This window comes from Stenotrophomonas maltophilia group sp. RNC7 (assembly GCF_030910085.1).
Taxonomy (GTDB): Bacteria; Pseudomonadota; Gammaproteobacteria; order Xanthomonadales; family Xanthomonadaceae; genus Stenotrophomonas; species Stenotrophomonas sepilia.
Genome location: NZ_JAVFVN010000661.1, coordinates 1 through 841 on the forward strand (window position 1 = coordinate 1; position 841 = coordinate 841).

The window sequence follows — 841 nt, forward strand, 5'->3', positions numbered from 1 at the left end:
GATTATCCAAAGTTGCATGGTGTCAAAAACAGAACCTACCGGTTCATCAACTATATTACTGCTTGAATAAATCATCACATGAAACTGAAAATCAAAATAAAAATGTGCGTGTGAATTGGATTTGAATCAAACTTTATTTCAAACGGTGTTTATCTTTTTCTTAATTCCATAAAATGGAGTCTTAACTTTTGTTCAACTATAATATCCATTGTTATACCACAAATATCCGCTAATTCTTGAATACTATCTTTATTGAATAAAAATTTATTTCTTAATTTATTTACAGAAAATCCATGTTTCTTAATGTTGTTATTTAGTTCTTCCCTAAACTCATTATTATTATGAACAATATTATTTCTAATTGCTATCCATGAGCATAGTTTTTCATAGTTAGGTGTTCCTATCAACACATTCTGTACTGACGGATTTAAACATTTATCCATATATTTCAAGTACTTCACAGAACCTTTATCACGACTACAAACTTGTTTTATATCTTGTAAATTCTGATCACTTTCCATTAATTTTTTACAAATTGAGTGTAATGTAGATTCAAACAAACTTAAAAGTTGTACAATCATTCCTGAAGAAAATGCATTAATTTCTATATCCCTATCTCTATAATACAGATTTTGTCTTTCTAAATACCTGGATAATACAATTTCATAATCAGCAAAATCTTCTTCAGTTTCACATTCTTCTTTTCTTTTCTGTATCTTCTCACCGATTTCTCTATATCTTTCTTCAAAAGCTTGAATATCCTTATTTATTGTTTCAAACAATTTTCGGGTTGATCGTAATAGTCCTAATGATTCTTCATAATAGGAGTACATATCAATGT

Annotated in this window: 1 protein-coding gene; it reads right to left on the bottom strand. The window is 27.7% G+C overall.

Going from position 1 to position 841, the window contains the following annotated elements:
• Positions 1 to 149: 149 nt before the first annotated feature.
• A partial coding sequence (locus tag RCF13_RS13600; RefSeq protein ID WP_308141252.1) for a hypothetical protein occupies positions 150 to 841 on the bottom strand: 692 nt, incomplete at its 5' end.